Source organism: Okeania sp. SIO3B5 (assembly GCF_010692555.1).
Lineage (GTDB): Bacteria > Cyanobacteriota > Cyanobacteriia > Cyanobacteriales > Microcoleaceae > Okeania.
In genome coordinates this window covers 1-17,949 of record NZ_JAAHHG010000181.1, presented here as the reverse complement: position 1 = coordinate 17,949, position 17,949 = coordinate 1, and the positions used below count along the sequence as shown (strand labels likewise).

The window sequence follows — 17,949 nt, the reverse complement described above, 5'->3', positions numbered from 1 at the left end:
TCATTGTGCCCAAGCATAGCTCGGATACTCTGAGTCCACTTTTTCCTAATAATTTGTATTGCATCTTGTTATGTACTCCGAAATAGTTAAGTGAGTGAAATTAGTCAATCAAACAATATCTATGATAACAGGACTTACCCATAATAACCATATATAGCTAACAGCCGTTAGCCCCTACAAATGGTGTATGATTTGATATTTTGCGTAAGTCCTGTTTATGTTTAGAGTTTATCCTCTGAGCAAGAAATCATCCTCACTAATAGATGGGGCATTTGTGAGATTAGCAAATTCACCACCATTGCCAAATTCTGCATCTGTACCATTGGCATTGTAGAACAATTTGCCATTGTTGCTATTGTAAACAATAAATGCTTCTGAAGTTTCAGCCTCAGCATCACTGGTAATTATAGCAAATTCAATATTAACGCTGAAACCTACTCCGGAGTCACTGGTAATAGCAGTAAACGTGCTTTTGTCTAGCAGAATTATATCTCTTCCAGGAGTAAAGTCCGTGATAGTATCTACTCCCTCTAGAGTAAATTCTCGATTAGTATTGAAAATAAAACGGTCAATACCTGCTCCACCAGTCAGGGTGTCATTACTTATACCACCGTTCAAGCGATCGCGACCCTGACCACCAAGGAGAGAGTCGTTACCTATACCGCCAAAGAGGTGATCGCTACCTTGACGACCTTGGAGAGTATCGTTGCCGAGTGTGCCAAAGAGGAAGTCATTACCTCGACTACCAATAATTCGGTCATCACCACCACGACCATTAATAGTGTCATTACCCGCCAAACCTATAATAGTGGCATTATCAATTGTTCCATCAAGGAATTCACTTTCAGGAGTGCCAGTAATTTCTTGTGGAGCTTGTAATTCCACTGCACCAATATCAACCCCCTCGCCTACAAATCTTGCTTCCCCTCGTTGGTCTGTATCAAGGTTGTTGGGATTACTACCTGCATCAATAGCGGGACTATTGGATAGGGGTACATGGGTCAAGATGAAGCCAACAGTATATAGGTCTCCAAGTAGAGGGTCAGTAACACCTGTTTGGTCGTTGTCACTGTTGAAATTATTGATGGCGTTACCTGTGCCGATTAGATTATTGCCACCACTGACAAATATATTGTTACTTCCTGTAGAATCAAAGTCAGTATTGACATTACCAGAGACAATGCTGGAAGTAAGGGTTGTAGAGGGGATAAAGTCAGAGTCATCAAAACCCATACTTAAAATGCCACTTCCTTCATCAGCATCTTCATTACGAGTAATAGTACTGTTGCTGATACTTGCTGTGCCTAAGTTATAAATGCCATGACCAAGGTTACCACTAATAGTGCTGTTGTTGATAGTGACTGTACCTGAGTTCCCAATGCCACCACTTTGAAACGGCGCACTATTGTTACGAATAGTACTGTTGTTAATAGTGGCTGTACCTGAGTTCCCAATGCCACCATCAGCTTGTGCATCGTTGACACTAATACTGCTGTTGTTGATACTAACTGTACCCTCGTTGTTGATACCACCACTACCAAAAGATGCTGAATTAAGACTAATAGCGCTATTGCTAATAGTGGCTGTACCTGAGTTGTTGATACCAGCACCAAACTCTGCTCCAGTATTAGCAATAATAGCGCTATTGCTAATACTGGCTGTACCTGAGTTGAAAATGCCTCCATTGTTATTATTAATACTGCTGTTGTTGATATCGACTGTACCTGAGTTGTTGATACCATGGCTTATTGCTTCAGTAGTAAAATTGTTACTAATCGTGCTATTGCTAATACTGGCTGTACCTGAATTTGAGACCCCATCACCACTCAATCGTGCATCATTGCCAAAAATCACGCTGTAGCGGATACTAACTGTACCTAAGTTGTCGATACCACCACCAGTACCATCCACAGAATTATTGCTAATCGTACTATTAGTGATACTAACTGTGGAACCGCCGAAATTGAAGATGCCACCACCATTAGTCCCTGAATTACCACTAACCGTACTGTCACTGATAGTAAGTGTACCTCTGTTGTTGACACCTCCACCAAAATAAGAAGCTGAATTACTACTAATAGTGCTATTGCTGATAGTAAGTGTCTCAGAGTTGTAGATGCCTCCACCACCGTTAGTTGCTGAATTATCACTAATCGTACTGTCACTGATAGTAAGTGTACCTATGTTGTTGACACCTCCACCAAAATAAGAAGCTGAATTACCACTAATAGTGCTGTTACTGATAGTAAGTCTACCAAAAAAGTTGTCAACGCCTCCACCCAAAGAAGAGGCTGAATTACTACTAATAGTGCTATCACTGATAGTAAGTGTACCTCTGTTGTAGACACCTCCACCAAAAGAAGAGGCTGAATTACCACTAATAGTGCTATCACTGATAGTAAGTGTACCTGAGTTAGATATTCCTCCACCACGATTATTTACAAAACCACGAGTGATTTCTAGATTCTCTAACTGTAGAGCAGCATCTTCCAAAACGTGAAACACTCGATCGCTAAGTCCTTCCATACCACCAGCATCAATAACAGCTTGTTCTCCTCCCTCAGAAATAACTGTTGTTTCTCCTCCACCAGCAACAATATCTAAATCTCCTGTAGCAGCGACATCGTCACTTCCTGCAATAGTCAGATTATATGTTGCTCCTGCTGTCAGTTGAATAGTATCATCTTCCGGGGTACTGTTAGCTTCAATAATAGCTTCCCGCAGAGAAGTAACTCCATCACTATCATCTACTACATCATCAGTAGTATCCACCACAATATTTGCCAATACCCCTGGATAACTTGTCCTAACTTCTGGGGTAAATGCCAATGCTGACTTGAGTTGACCAAATATTACCTCTAAATTCCAGTTACCACCTTTACTAACATTCCCAGTCAGTGTTTCCGAAGCAGCAATATTTGCTCCGGTGAGTTGATGCAGTTGTAGGACAAATTCTTTACCTTCCTTACCACTTGCCACCTGACAACCATAAATCAATATTTCTCCACTAGCAGACAAACATTTGCCCCACTGTTGAATACTCTCAGCATATTGATGAATATTGTTTAAATTCAGGATACTGTTTCCCAGGTACAAAGTATTTTTTGCCCCATGAGAAATAATATGAATTGTCTCTACATCAGAGCATTCACCCAGACTTTGAGATATTTGCTCTATACCATTTTGATTGGGTTGTAGGATAACTATTCTTGTCTTTAGATCGACCTCTGGAATTAAATGATGGTAATTTTCTACCTTAGAGTCAATGAATAAAAGTTTGGTTTGATTCATAATCTAGGAAGGTTGTAGAGTAAAACTACAATAATATACCATCATTTTGTATTATTTCCTAACTTCTTAATATTATTTTATGTTTAGAGTTTATCCTCTGAGCAAGAAATCATCCTCACTAATAGATGCAGTATTCGTGAGATTAGCAAATTCACCACCACTGCCAAATTCTGCTTCTGTACCATTGGCATTGTAGAACAATTTGCCGTTGTTGCTATTGTAAACAATAACTGCTGAAGAGGTTTCTGCCTCAGCATCACTGGTAACTATAGCAAATTCAATATTAATGCTGAAACCTACTCCTGAGTTACTGGTAATAGCAGTAAACGTGCTTTTGTCTAGGAGAATAATATCTTGTCCCGGAGCAAAGTCAGTAATGTCATCTACTCCGAGATCGTCTGAGTCAAATTCATCATTTGTAGCAAAAATAAAGCGGTCAATACTTGCCCCACCAGTCAGGGTATCGTTACCTGCACCACCATTGAAGCGATCGCGACCAATACCACCTACCAAAGAGTCATTACCATTACCACCAAAAAGGCGATCGCTACCTTGACGACCTTCTAGAGTATCATCTCCGTCTTGGCCATAGAGGAAGTCATTACCTTGACTACCAATAATTTGGTCATCACCACCACGACCATTAATCGTATCATTACCTGCCAGACCTATAATAGTGTTGTTTTCATTTGTGCCATTGAGGCGATCGCTTTGAGGAGTGCCAGTTATCTGTGGTGAATTTTGTAATTCTACTGCACCAATATCAACCCCTTCGCCTACAAACCGTGGTTCCCCTCGTTGGTCTGTGGTAAGTGCATTGGGATTACTGCCTGCATCAATAGCGGGACTATCGGGAAGAGGCAAATGGGTCAAGGTGGGGCCACCGTTATCAGCAAGGTCTCCAAGTAGAGGATTGGTGATACCTGTTTGGTCGTTGTCACCGTTGAAGTCATTGATGGCATTACCTGTGCCTATGAGATTATTATCGCCACTGGTAAGAGTATTGTTATTTTCTACAGAGTCAACGTCACTGTTGATATTACCAGAGACAATGCTAGAGGTGACAGTGCTAGAAGAGTAATAAGATTTATCATAGTAATTATTACCATCGTAAACTCTTCTCAAATAAGTTTTTTGTAAAATGCCACTTCCAAGGTCTGAAGGAGCTTCATTACCCGTAATGGTACTGTTGCTAATGATTGCGGTACCACCTGAGTTACTAATGCCACCACCACCATAATCTGCTGAATTACCACTGATAGTGCTGTTTTTGATACTTGCTATGCCTACTAAGTTGTAGATTCCACCACCATAACCACCATATACTAAACCATATGATAAATAACCACTAGCTGAATTATCACTAATAGTGCTGTTGTTGATATTAACTGTACCTGAGTTGAAGATACCACCACCGTACTCTTCCGCCGAATTATTACTAATAGTGCTATGGCTGAGATTAACTGTACCATCTGAGTTGCCGATACCACCACCACCGAAACCTGCTTCATTCCCACTAATAGTGCTGTTGTTGATATTAACTGTACCACCTGAATCATTGACACCTGCTGTACCTAGGCCGATACCACCACCAAAAGCTCCAGAGTTGCCACTAATAGTGCTGTTATTGATATTAATTGTGGCTGAGGTATTGTAAATACCACCACCACCAAAATTTGAACTAATAATGCTATTGCTAATACTGATTGTTCCGAAGTTATTATTGTAAATGCCACCACCACTAATAATAGTGTAATTTGCACTAATAGTGCTATTGCTGATATTGACTGTACCTGAATTGTTTATGCCTCCACCGCCAGCGCTATTAGCAGAATTGCTACTAATAGTGCTATTGCTGATATTGACTGTACCTGAATTGTTGATGCCACCACCAGTACCAGATGAATCATTGCCACTAATATTACTATTATTGATAATGGCTGTGCCTGAATTGTTGATGCCACCACCAGTACCAGATGATCCATTGCTACTAATCATACTGTTATTGATAATAGCTGTGCCTAAGTTAAAAATTCCAGCACCAGCACCAGCACTGAAGCTACCAGATAGTCTGCCACCAGTCACTCCTACATTTTCTAACTGTAGCCAGCCATTCTCCAGAACGTGAAACACTCGATCGCCTATTCCCGTTTCACCACCTGCATCAATAGTTGTCTGTTCTTCTCCCTGTGAAATAACTGTTATTTCTCCACCACCAGCAACAATATCTAAATCTCCGGTGGCAGCACCATCTTCCTCACTTCCTGCAATAGTTAGATTATATGTTACTCCCGCTGTCAGTTGAATAGTATCATCTTCCGGGGTACTGTTAGCTTCAATAATTGCTTCCCGCAAAGATGTCACACCATCACTATTATCCACTACATCATTAGTAGTATCTACCACAATATTTGCCAATACTCCAGCGTAACTTGCCCTAACTTCTGGGGTAAATGCCAATGCTGACTTGAGTTGACCAAATATTATTTCTAAATTCCAGTTACCACCTTTGTTAGCATTTCCAGTCAGTGTTTCCGAGGCAGCAATATTTGCTCCAGTTATTTGATGCAGTTGTCGGACAAATTCTTTACCTTCTTTACCCCTTGCTACCTGACAACCATAAATCAATATTTCTGCACCAGCAGATAAACATTTGCCCCACTTTTGAATATTCTCAGTATATTGATGAATATTGTTTAAATTCAGAATACTATTTCCCAGATACAAAGTACCTTTTGCTCCATGAGAAATAATATGAATTGTCTCTACCTGATGGTATTTACCCAAACTTTTAGATATTTTGTCTATACCATTTTGATTGGGTTGTAGGATAACTACTTTTGTTTGAGGGTTAACCTGTGAGATGAGGTGATCGTAATTTTCTACCTTGGAGTCGATGAATAATACCATGTTCGATTAAATGTTGATAGTAAAAGATTCGCGCTTTGTAGGTTGATTTAAGGAAGCACCAAACCCAACATTAAGAGATTATTTTTGGATTTCGCTAGAGTTCTCAAGCCTACCTACAGTATTATAACACTCTTATCCAAACTCGATCTAAGTAGGGCTTGCTGAAAAAGTATGAGTGGTAGGGGGTAGAATCCAGAATCCAGAATCCAGAATTCAGGAGGAATGGGAATTATAGAAGAAGTAGTCAGAAGAATCATCCCAAGATTGTTCTGCCATAACCATCCCAAAATACTAGCATGCATGAGATTGAGCGACCGAAAATATGCGCACTTTTTTCGACAAAAAAAGGCTAAAACCAATATCAGTTAATGCTTTGATACTTAATCAGCAAGCCCTAAGTAGCCGATCAGGTATGATCAAACAAAATCTGTTTCTGTAATTAATGATGCTGAAACATTATTTAAAAAGGCTAATTCTTCACCATCATCAGCTACAGTAATTAACGTGCTATTGTCATCTGTTTGACTGATTCCCAGGCCACTAAAAGTGAGAAAATCTGGTAATTGAATCAAATCTATACCATCAGTAAAGTCGGTGATAATATCTAAACCTTCCCCAACAGCTAATTGAAAAATATCAGTATCGTCACCACCAGTCAGGGTATCTATTCCTTGACCTCCCATTAAGGTGTCGCTACCTAGATCGCCTGAGATTGAATCGTTACCAAAACCTCCATCTACAAAATCATTATCTCTACCACCAAAAATTGTGTCGTTATCTTCCTGACCAAAAATTGAGTCACTGCCTCTATCTCCCCTGAGAAAATCTTCTCCTATGTTGCCAATAACTAAATCGTCATCTCTACCACCAAAAATAGTGTCGTTACCTGCATCTCCGTTGAGAGTATCTAGGTCTCGATTACCAAATAAAACATCGTCATCATCTAAACCATTAATTACATCGTTGCCATCTAACCCAAAAATGCTATCTTCTCCTGCTGTGCCATCAAGGATATCGTTTGACACAGTGCCCATGATTTCTTGTGTAGGTTGTAATTCCACAGCACCAATATCAACCCCTGCACCAGCAAATCGAGGTTGGCCCCGTTGGTCTGTGGTTAGTGCGTTGGGATTACTGCCTGCATCAATGGCAGGACTATTGGACAGAGGTAAATGGGTCAAGGTAGGGCCACCATTGTCAGCTAGGTCTGCCAGTAGGGGGTCAGTGATGCCTACTTGGTCGCGATCGCCATTGAAGCTATTGATAGCGTTACCTGTGCCAATCAAGTTATTGTTGCCACTGATTAAGTTATTGGTGCTTTGTGTAATGGCAGCATCAATGTTGGCATTACCAGAGACAATGCTAGAGGTAACTATTACACTTCCAGCAGCTGTGATGCCACTAGCGGCAAAAAATGATGAATTGCCAGTGATAGTGCTGTTACTGATATTAGCTGTGTCGAAGTTATAGATTCCAGCAGCTCTACCTGCTGAATTGCCACTAATAGTGCTATTGTTGATATTAGTTATACCTGAATTATAGATACCACCACCTGAATCTGCTAAATTGCCAGTGATCGTGCTGTTAGTAATATTGGTTATACCTAACAAGTAATCTGTAGTACTTAAGTTGTTGATACCTCCTCCACTACCACTACTAGCTGAATTATCACTAATAATGCTGTTGTTGATACTGACTGTACCTGTATTGTTGAGAATGCCACCACCTGAAATTGCTGAATTATTACCGATCGTGCTGTCGCTGATATTAGCTATCCCCAAAGAGTTGTGAATGCCACCACCACCGCTATTATTTGAATTGCCAGTAATAGTGCTATTGCTGATACTGACTGTACCTGAGTTATTTATCCCACCACCATTTAAACTTACCGAATTACCACTAATAGTAGTATTAATAATATTAGCTGTACCTGAGTTATTTATACCACCACCTGAATCACCAGTTACAAACCCACCAGTAATTTCTACATTCTCCAACTGTAGGGCAGCATCTTCCAAAACATGAAACACCCTGTCATTGAGTCCTGTTTCACCTCCCGCATTAATAACAGCTTGTTCTTCTCCCTCTGAAATAATTGTTATTTCTCCACCACCAGCAACAATATCTAAATCTCCTGTAGCAGCAGCATCTTCTTCACTCCCTGATATAGTCAGATTATATGTTGCTCCTGCCGTAAGTTGAATAGTGTCATCTTCTGGGGTACTGTTAGCTTCAATAATTGCTTCCCGCAGAGAAGTAACTCCATCACTATTATCCACTACATCGTTAGTTGTATCCACCACAATATTTGCCAATACCCCTGGATAACTTGTCCTAACTTCTGGGGTAAATGCCAATGCTGACTTGAGTTGACCAAATATTACCTCTAAATTCCAGTTACCACCTCTACTAACATTTCCAGTTAGTGTTTCCGAAGCAGCAATATTTGCTCCTGTGAGTTGATGCAGTTGTCGGGCAAATTCTTTACCTTCCTTACCGCTTGCCACCTGACAACCATAAATCAATATTTCTCCATCAGCAGACAAACATTTGCCCCACTGTTGAATACTCTCAACATATAGATGAATATTGTCATTTTTCAGGATACTATTTCCCAAGTACAAAGTGCCAGTTTCTCCATGAGAAATAATATGAATTGTCTCTACCTGATGGTATTTACCTAAGTTTTCAGCTATTTTGTCTATACCATTTTGATTGGGTTGTAGGACAACTATTCTTGTCTGAGGATCGACCTCTGAGATGAGGCGATCGTAATTTTCTACCTTCGAGTCAATGAATAATAGTTTGGTTTGATTCATAATCTAGGAGGGTTGTAGAGTCAAACTACAATATACCATCATTTTGTATGATTTCCTAATTTCTTAATACTATTTTATATTTACAGTTTATCCTCTGAGCAAGAAATCATCCTCACTAATAGATGCAATATTCGTGAGATTAGCAAATTCACCACCACTGCCAAATTCTGCTTCTGTACCATTGGCATTGTAGAACAATTTACCGTTGTTGCTGTTGTAAACAATGAATGCTTCTGAGGTTTCGGCATCAGAGTCACTGGTAACTATGGCAAATTCAATATTAACGCTGAAACCTGTTCCTGAGTTACTGGTAATAGCTGTAAATGTACTTTTGTCTAGGAGTATTTTATCTTGTTCTGGCACAAAGTCCGTGATGCTATCTATCCCAAAATCTGCGGGGGTAAATTCATCAGTCGTATTGAAAATAAAACGGTCAATACTTGCTCCACCAGTCAGAGTATCGTTACCAGCACCACCATTGAAGCGATCGCGACCTTGACCACCAACGAGAGAGTCTTCACCATTACCACCAAAGAGGCGATCGTTATCTTGACGACCTTCTAGAGTATCATCGCCGTCTTTTCCATAGAGGAAGTCGCTACCTCGGCTACCAATAATTTGGTCATCACCACCACGACCGTTAATAGTGTCATTACCTGCCAAACCTCTAATAGTGTTGTTTTCATTTGTACCATTGAGGCGGTCGTCATTAGGAGTGCCAGTAATGTTTGGTGAGTTTTGCAATTCCACTGCACCAATATCAACCCCCTCCCCTACAAACCGTGGTTCTCCTCGTTGGTCAGTAGTAAGTGCGTTGGGATTACTACCTGCATCAATGACGGGACTATTGGGGAGAGGTAAATGGGTGAAGGTGGAGCCACCATTGTCTGCTAATTCTCCAAGTAGAGGATCGGCGATACCTGTTTGGTCGTTGTCACCGTTGAAATTATTGATGGCGTTGCCTGTGCCAATTAGATTATTGCCACCACTGATAAGAGTATTGTTACTTTCTATGGAGTCAACGTCACTGTTGATATTACCAGAGATAATGCTAGAAGTTACAGTAGTGGTAGCGTAATAAGATTTGTTGCCGTTGTCAAAATAAAATTCTCTAAAATAAGCTTTTTGGAGAATGCCACTTCCTGAGTCTGAGGGAGCTTCATTACGAGTAATGGTACTGTTGTTAATGATTGCTGTGCCACCTGAATTGTCAAGGCCACCACCACCCAAATATGCTGAATTACCACTGATAGTGCTGTTGTTGATACTGGCTGTGCCTCTGTTGTAGATACCTCCACCATTAGAAAAATACTCTGTGAGATTGCCACTAATACTGCTGTTGTTAATACTGACTGTGCCTATGTTGGAGATACCACCACCACCAACAAGATTAAATCCAAATATTGAACCAAAACCACGAACTGAGTTATCACTAATAGTGCTGCTACCAATACTGGCTGTGCCACTGTTAAAGATACCTCCACCCGTAAAATAATCTGCATTATTGCCACTAATAGTGCTGTTGTTAATACTGACTGTGCCTCCGTTGGAGATGCCTCCACCCAAAGAATATGCATTATTGCCACTAATAGTGCTGTTGTTAATACTGACTGTGCCTCCGTTGGAGATGCCACCACCACCACCTCCTCCTTTATAATAGAACGCTGAATTGTCACTAATACTGCTGTTGCTGATACTGGCTGTGCCTGAGTTGGAGATGCCTCCACCATCATTTCCGTGATTACCATTGATAGTGCTGTTGTTAATACTGACTGTGCCACTGTTAGAGATACCTCCACCATGAGAAAAATACTCTGCTCTATTGCCATTAATAGTGCTGTTGTTAATACTAACTGTGCCTCTGTTAGAGATACCTCCACCATTATAATCTGCTCTATTACCACTAATATTGCTGTTGCTGATACTGACTATGCCTAAGGAGAGGTTGTTGATGCCACCACCAGTACCAATCAACACATTTCCTACATCATTACCACTAATAGTGCTGTTGTTAATATTGACTGTACCTGTGTTTTGGATGCCTCCACCATCAAAGGCTGAGTTATCACTAATAGTGCTGTCGCTGATACTGACTGTGCCTGTGTTGTAGATGCCTCCACCATAAATTCTTTCGTAGAAGATGTCTCCATTAGGATATGCTCCATTACCACTAATAGTGCTGTTGCTGATACTGACTGTGCCTGTGTTGTAGATACCTCCACCACGAGTACTTGTGTAGTGAATGTATTCACCCAAATCTGCTAAATTACCACTAATAGTGCTGTCATTGATACTGACCGTACTTAAGTTGTAAATGCCAACACCTGGAGCATTACTTACTAACCCACCAGTAACTTCTACATTTTCTAATTGCAGGGTGGCATTATCCAGAACGTGAAATACCCGATCGCCTATTCCACTGTCACCCCCAGCATCAATAACAGCTTTTTCCTCTCCCTCAGAAATAACAGTAATTTCCCCACCACCAGCAACAATATCTAAATCTCCTGTGGCAGCAGCATCTTCATCACTCCCTGAAATAGTCAGATCATAAGTTGCTCCTGCTGTCAGTTGAATAGTATCATCTTCCGGGGTACTGTTAGCTTCAATAATTGCTTCCCGCAAAGAAGTAACTCCATCACTATTATCCACTACATCATCAGTAGTATCCACCACAATATTTGCCAATACCCCTGGATAACTTGCCCTAACTTCTGGAGTAAATGCCAATGCTGACTTGAGTTGACCGAATATTACTTCTAAATTCCAGTTACCACCTTTGTTAGCATTTCCAGTCAGTGTTTCTGATGCTGCAATATTTGCCCCTGTGAGTTGATGCAGTTGTCGAATAAATTCTTTACCTTCTTTACCACTTGCTACCTGACAACCATAAATTAATATCTCTCCATCAGCAGATAAAGATTTGCCCCACTTTTGAATAGTCTCAGCATATTGATGAATATTGTTTAAACTCAGGATACTGTTTCCCAAGTACAAACTACCTTTTGCCCCATGAGAAATAATATGAATTGTCTCTACCTGATGGTATTTACCTAAGTTTTCAGCTATTTTGTCTATACCATTTTCATTGGGTTCTAGGATAACTACTTTTGTCTGAGGATCTACCTCTGGAATTAAATGATGGTAATTTTCTACCTTAGAGTCAATGAATAAAAGTTTGGTTTGATTCATAATCTTAGGAGGCTTGTAGAGTAAAACTACACTATACCATCATTTTGTATTATTGCCTAATTTCTTAATATTATTTTATGTCAAGAGTTGATCGAAATAATATAGGTCGCGCAACCCCGCCTTGACTGGCACAATATTTTTGGAGCGAAACTCAAATCCCCTATTTCCTCTCCTGGCTCCCCTCCTGGGAGGGGCGGGGGTGGGTTAACTTCTAACTTCTGACGCGCGTTAACCTCTGAGCAAGAAATCATCCTCACTAATAGATGCAATATTCGTGAGATTAGCAAATTCACCACCACTGCCAAATTCTGCTGCTGTACCATTGGCATTGTAGAACAATTTACCGTTGTTGCTGTTATAAACAATAAATGCTTCCGAAGTTTCTGCCTCAGCATCACTGGTAACTATGGCAAATTCAATATTAACGCTGAAACCTACTCCTGAGTCACTGGTAATTTCAGTAAAAGTGCTTTTGTCTAGGAGAATAATATCTTGTCCTGGAACAAAGTCGGTGATGCTATCTATTCCAATATCATCTGAGTCAAATTCATCATTCGTAGCAAAAATAAAGCGGTCAATACTTGCTCCACCAGTCAGAGTATCATTACCCGTACCACCATTGAAGCGATCGCGATCTTGACCACCAAGGAGAGAGTCTTCACCATTACCACCAAAGAGGCGATCGCTACCTTGACGACCTTGGAGGGTATCGTTGCCGTCTTTGCCAAAGAGGAAGTCGCTACCTCGACTACCGATAATTTGGTCATCACCACCACGACCATTAATAGTATCATTACCTGCCAGACCTGTAATGATATTGTTTTCATCTGTGCCGTTGAGGCGGTCGTCATTAGGAGTGCCAGTAATGTTTGGTGAGTTTTGCAATTCCACTGCACCAATATCAACCCCTTCGCCTACAAACCGTGGTTCTCCTCGTTGGTCCGTAGTAAGTGCGTTGGGATTACTACCTGCATCAATGACGGGACTATTGGGGAGAGGCAAATGGGTGAAGGTGGAGCCACCATTGTCTGCTAATTCTCCAAGTAGAGGGTTGGTGACACCTGTTTGGTCATTCTCACCGTTGAAATTATCAATGGCGTTACCTGTGCCAATGAGATTATTGCCACCACTGATCAGAGTATTGTTACTTTCTACGAAGTCAACGTCACTGTTGATATTGTCATAGATAATGTTAATGGAGTCAACATCGCTGTTGATATTACCTGAAATAATGCTAGAGGTAATAGTTGTGGTAGCATAAAGCTTGTACCCATAATCAAAATAATAAAAATAATAAATGTATCCTTTTTGGAGAATACCACCTCCTAGCTCTGAAAGAACTCCATTACGAGTAATGGTACTATTGCTGATACTGGCTATGCCTCTGTCATTATTGATACCAACACTTGAATTCCCACTAATAGTACTATTGCTGATACTGGTATTGCCTCTGTCATTATTGATACCAACACTTGAATTCCCACTAATAGTACTATTGCTGATACTGGTATTGCCTGATTGTTGCCAGATGCCTCCACGATTGCCACTAATAGTACTATTGCTGATACTGGCACTACCATGGCATCTAATACCTTCGAAGCTATTACCACTGATAGTATTGTTATTGATACTAGCTGTAGCTATGTTGTCGATGCCAAAACCATTATTATCACTGATAATGCTGTTACTGATACTGATACTGTCGCCTGAGAATGTGTAGTCGCCGTTGATAATTCCATCACCATTATTACTACTAATAGTGCTGTTGCTGATATTGGCAGTGCCTGAGTTGCCTATGCCACCACCACCAATAGGACCACCAGTAAAAGAACTAGAAGAACCTGAATTACCAGTGATAATACTATTGCTGATATTGGCAGTGCCTGAGTTGCCTATACCACCACTACCATAAAAATTAGCTGAATTGTCGCTAAGAGTGGTGTTGCTGATATTGGCTGTGCCTTGGTTTTCTATGCCACCACTAATACCAAATCCAAGTGTTTCATTGCTACTAACAGTGCTGTTGTTGACATTGGCTGTACCATAAAAATCATTGAAGATGCCACCACCATTATTACTACTAATAGTGCTGTTGCTGATATTGGCAGTGCCTCTGTTTTTGATGCCACCACTAAAATATCCCGAATTACTACTAATGGTGCTGTTGCTGATAGTAAGTGTACCTGTGTTGTCGATACCACCGCCATAATCTGCTGCTGAATTACCACTAATGGTGCTGTTGCTGATAGTAAGTGTACCTGTGTTGTAGATGCCTCCACCACCAATGCCTAAGTAGTAGATGCCTCCACCATCATTTGCTGAATTACCACTAATAGTGCTGTTGTTGATAGTAAGTGTACCTGAGTTGTAAATACCTCCACCATTGCTACGAGTGACAAACCCATCAGTTACTTCTACATTTTCCAACTGTAGGGCAGCACCTTCCAAAACATGAAACACCCTGTCATTGATTCCTGTTTCACCTCCCGCATTAATAACAGCTTGTTCTTCTCCCTCTGAAATAACTGTTATTTCTCCACCTCCAGCAACAATATCTAAATCTCCGGTAGCAGCAGCATCTTCATCACTCCCTGAAATAGTCAGATTATATGTTGCTCCTGCTGTCAATTGAATAGTGTCATCTTCTGGGGTACTGTTGGCCTCAATAATTGCTTCCCGTAAAGAAATCACACCATCACTATCATCTACTACATCATCAGTAGTATCCACCACAATATTTGCTAATACCCCTGGATAACTTGCCCTAACTTCTGGTGTAAATGCTAACGCTGACTTTAGTTGACCAAATATTACTTCTAAATTCCAGTTACCACCTCTGCTAACATTTCCAGTCAGTGTTTCTGATGCTGCAATATTTGCTCCTGTGAGTTGATGCAGTTGTCGAACAAATTCTCTACCTTCTTTACCACTTGCCACCTGACAACCATAAATCAAGATTTCTCCACCAGCAGACAAACATTTGCCCCACTGTTGAATACTCTCAGCATATTGATGAATGTTATCTAAATTCAGGATACTGTTTCCCAAATACAAAGTACCTTTTGCGCCATGAGAAATAATATGAATTGTCTCTACCTGATGGTATTTACCTAAGTTTTCAGCTATTTTGTCTATACCATTTCCATTGGGTTCTAGGATAACTACTTTTGTCTTTAGATCGACCTCTGCAATGAGATGATGGTAATTTTCTACCTTAGAGTCAATGAATAAAAGTTTGGTTTGATTCATAATTGTAGAGAATTTTAAAGGAGTATTAATTAATTCAATCAGTAACAGATTGTCAATTGCAATCTACTTTTTCTTTATTAAAAATTTAGATTTTTGTAGCTCAAAAATTCTCTATGTTATTAACCCGATCTTAACCATAAGCACATTTGCTCAACACCAAAAAATTAATTATTCAAACGCGTCATATTTGGTGTAAAAGTTAAAACAGAAACAGTCAAGCTATGAGTTATAAAAATATTAATGGCCATGATGCAATGATAGTAGATATCAACTTAAGTATTAATTGGCGAAAAAACTAGATATTATAAGACTTTGGCAGGAATTCCTCTAATATAGAAAGTTGTAAAATAGGAATAAACTTTATGAACATACAGACAGTTACAACACAACCTTTTAGTGACCAAAAACCAGGCACTTCAGGACTCCGCAAAAAAGTACCAACTTTTAAACAACCCCACTATCTAGAAAACTTTATTCAGTCTATCTTTGATAGTCTAGAAAACATTGAAGGTCAAACATTTGTGCTTGGTGGTGATGGTCGTTATTACAACCGTCAGGCGATCCAAATAATTCTGAAAATGGCTGCTGCTAATGGGGTGGGTAGAATGTTAGTGGGTCAAGGTGGGATTCTTTCCACTCCTGCTGCTTCCTGTATCATCCGCAAAAATCAAGCCTTTGGTGGTATAATCCTTTCTGCTAGTCATAACCCAGGTGGACCAGAAGAGGACTTTGGTGTTAAGTACAATATTAGTAATGGTGGCCCCGCTCCGGAAAAGGTCACGAGTGCCATTTATGAGCGCAGTAAAGTTATAGATAGCTACAAAATAATAGAAGCTGCGGATATTAATTTAGACCAATTGGGCAGTAATAATTTAGGGGAAATGACAGTAGAAGTTATTGACTCTGTGGCAGACTACGCTGAGTTGATGGAATCATTGTTTGATTTTGCTAAAATATCAGAACTGCTAAAGTCTGGTCAATTCCGGATGTGTATGGACTCATTACACGCTGTTACTGGAGGTTATGCTAAAGATATTTTTGAGCAACGGTTAGGCGCTCCCGCAGGTACAGTACAAAATGGTATACCTCTGGAAGATTTTGGTGGAGGACATCCAGACCCGAATTTGGTATATGCTCACGACTTGGTAGAAGTCATGTTCGGAGATAATGCTCCTGACTTTGGTGCTGCTTCTGATGGAGATGGCGATCGCAATATGATTTTAGGCAAAAATTTCTTTGTGACTCCTAGCGATAGTTTGGCAGTATTGGCAGCTAATGCTAAGTTGGTTCCTGGATATAGTTCTGGTTTGGCTGGTATTGCGCGATCGATGCCAACTTCGGCAGCACCAGACAGAGTAGCTGAGAAGATGGGTATTGACTGTTATGAAACTCCGACTGGTTGGAAGTTTTTTGGTAATTTGTTAGATGCGGACAAAGCTACTCTTTGTGGTGAGGAGAGTTTTGGTACAGGGTCTAATCATGTGCGGGAAAAAGACGGACTTTGGGCTGTTTTATTCTGGTTGAATATTTTAGCAGCACGGCAAGAGTCTGTAGAAGATATTGTGAAGGAACACTGGAAAACTTACGGTCGCAATTATTATTCTCGCCATGACTATGAAGGGATAGAAACAGATAAAGCTAATACTTTGATGGGAAATTTGCGTTCCCTATTACCTTCTCTTCCAGGAAAGAAATTTGGTCAATATGAGGTGAAATATGCTGATGATTTTAGCTATACTGACCCGGTAGATGGTAGTGTTAGTGAAAAACAGGGTGTTCGTATTGGTTTCACTGATGGTTCTCGCATTGTGTTCCGACTTTCAGGTACAGGTACTCAAGGTGCAACTCTGCGGTTATATGTGGAAAGTTATGAACCAGATGCTAGCAAACATGATGAAGATACTCAGGAAGCTTTGTCTCCTCTGATTAGTCTAGCAGACGAAATAGCTCAAATTAAGAATCTTACAGGCAGGGAAGAACCTACTGTAATCACCTAATTTTTGAGGTAGGAGGCAACAGGTTGATTTAAGAATGGAAAGTAAAAAGTTGTTTGAATAAACATTGACTTTTTGATTCCATAATTGATCGGCAGATGTAGTTATCCTAAATATGTTGGTGTTGGGTTTATTTCTTGTCCGGTAGCATCGGAGCGTGTATAAAATTAAGGTGACAATGGGAGAAAACCTTCTGCCTCCAGCATAGCTGCCTTCTGCCTTCCTTCCTCCAAAGTGTAAGTATTCAACCGGACATGATATTTTTCTTCAACCCAACCTACATGACAAACTTGAGATATAGCAATGTGTGCTGGCATATTTACAAATTACAAGAACTGTCCAATAGCTAAAAGTCTTATACTATCAGTTTTTTATTCCCCTCCTGGGAGAGCAGGGCTGTTTCAAAGTATTGTAGATTAAGGATGAGCGGGAGAATGGGAGTAATGGGGATAGTGGAACAGTGAAATTTGCCAAAATTTGCCGATTTTGAGCGC

The 17,949-nt window shown here is 40.3% G+C and carries 7 protein-coding genes; 1 reads left to right on the top strand and 6 read right to left on the bottom strand.

Annotation, left to right across the window (positions count from 1 at the left end):
• Positions 1-228: 228 nt before the first annotated feature.
• The 5 genes from F6K54_RS22345 to F6K54_RS22325 all read right to left on the bottom strand — a co-directional run bounded on the left by F6K54_RS22345 (position 229) and on the right by F6K54_RS22325 (position 15,461).
• Positions 229-3,291 (bottom strand): DUF4347 domain-containing protein, encoded by a 3,063-nt coding sequence (locus F6K54_RS22345; RefSeq protein WP_293082096.1) that lies wholly within the window; start codon positions 3,289-3,291, stop codon positions 229-231.
• 90 nt (positions 3,292-3,381) lie between these two features.
• Positions 3,382-6,201, bottom strand: coding sequence for a DUF4347 domain-containing protein (locus F6K54_RS22340; protein ID WP_293082093.1), 2,820 nt, complete (start codon positions 6,199-6,201; stop codon positions 3,382-3,384).
• A gap of 416 nt (positions 6,202-6,617) precedes the next feature.
• Positions 6,618-9,020 (bottom strand): DUF4347 domain-containing protein, encoded by a 2,403-nt coding sequence (locus tag F6K54_RS22335; RefSeq protein ID WP_293082091.1) that lies wholly within the window; start codon positions 9,018-9,020, stop codon positions 6,618-6,620.
• An 87-nt stretch (positions 9,021-9,107) separates the two neighbouring features.
• On the bottom strand, positions 9,108-12,212 hold the full coding sequence (locus tag F6K54_RS22330; protein WP_293082088.1) for a DUF4347 domain-containing protein: 3,105 nt from the start codon (positions 12,210-12,212) through the stop codon (positions 9,108-9,110).
• Between the two features lie 228 nt (positions 12,213-12,440).
• Complete coding sequence (locus F6K54_RS22325; protein WP_293082085.1) at positions 12,441-15,461, bottom strand: DUF4347 domain-containing protein; 3,021 nt, start codon at positions 15,459-15,461, stop codon at positions 12,441-12,443.
• Between the two features lie 362 nt (positions 15,462-15,823).
• Here F6K54_RS22325 and F6K54_RS22320 point away from each other — a divergent pair, with 362 nt between their 5' ends.
• On the top strand, positions 15,824-17,458 hold the full coding sequence (locus F6K54_RS22320; RefSeq protein ID WP_293082082.1) for an alpha-D-glucose phosphate-specific phosphoglucomutase: 1,635 nt from the start codon (positions 15,824-15,826) through the stop codon (positions 17,456-17,458).
• A gap of 164 nt (positions 17,459-17,622) precedes the next feature.
• On the opposite strand, the gene F6K54_RS22315 is transcribed toward F6K54_RS22320, so the two are convergent.
• Positions 17,623-17,772 carry a hypothetical protein gene (locus F6K54_RS22315; protein WP_293082079.1) on the bottom strand — a complete coding sequence of 50 codons (150 nt, stop codon included), beginning with the start codon at positions 17,770-17,772 and terminating at the stop codon, positions 17,623-17,625.
• Positions 17,773-17,949 lie beyond the last annotated feature (177 nt).